The sequence below is a fragment of the Pantoea sp. RCC30.1 genome (assembly GCF_058148845.1).
The window spans coordinates 1-852 of the sequence record NZ_JBXUHX010000079.1; the positions used below are offsets into that span (position 1 = coordinate 1).

At 55.5% G+C, this 852-nt stretch carries 1 protein-coding gene; it reads right to left on the bottom strand.

Annotated features, from left to right (window positions below):
• Window positions 1–91: 91 nt before the first annotated feature.
• Window positions 92–852, bottom strand: a 761-nt coding sequence (gene mltB / locus AC2LB6_RS24590) for a lytic murein transglycosylase B (RefSeq protein WP_490095470.1), incomplete at its 5' end; no start/stop codon positions are given.

An 852-nucleotide genomic window follows, 5' to 3' on the forward strand; every position in this document is an offset into this window, starting at 1 on the left:
GGTAAAGACATAACGACTCCAGAGATATCAGTGGCTGTGTGGCCTGAAAAAGGGCGTCATCATATAACCTTACAGTTAACAAGGATAGCCTTTATAGCAGGCCGCCCTGCCGTGCTTTGCTCACCGCCTCACCCAGCTGCCACACCGCCATCGCATAATGAGTACTGTGGTTGTAGCGTGTAATGACATAGAAATTCGGTAAGCCGTACCAGTACTGGTAGCTGGTACCTAAGTCGAGGCGCAGCAGACTGACCTGATTGTTACCGTCCAGCGAACCCTGTGGTGACAGGCCAGACGCCGCCAGCATGCTCACGCTATAACTGGTTTTAAAACCGTCTTCCAGCATCGGTGCCTGGCCGCTGGCCGGAACCGCCACATTTTCGCCGCTGCGCCAGCCGTGTTTCTGGAAGTAGTGCGCCACGCTGCCGATAGCATCCACCGGATCCCACAGGTTTGCATGGCCATCGCCATTGAAATCAACCGCGTAATCATTGTAAGAGGAAGGCATAAACTGACCATAACCCATCGCCCCGGCGAAAGAGCCTTTCAGCGCCAGCGGGTCATCCTGCTCTTTACGCGACATCAGCAGGAAGGTTTCCAGCTCGCTACTGAAATACTCGGCGCGGCGCGGATAGTTAAACGATAAGGTCGCCAGTGCATCCAGGATCCGCGTTTTCCCCATCACGCGACCCCAGCGGGTTTCCACGCCAATAATGCCGACAATGATTTCCGGCGGCACGCCATAGACCTGCTGCGCGCGTTGCAGGGCATCCTGATACTGGTTCCAGAACGCCACGCCGTTTTGCACGTTATCCGGCGTAATAAACTTGTTGCGATAGCGGATCCAGGCCC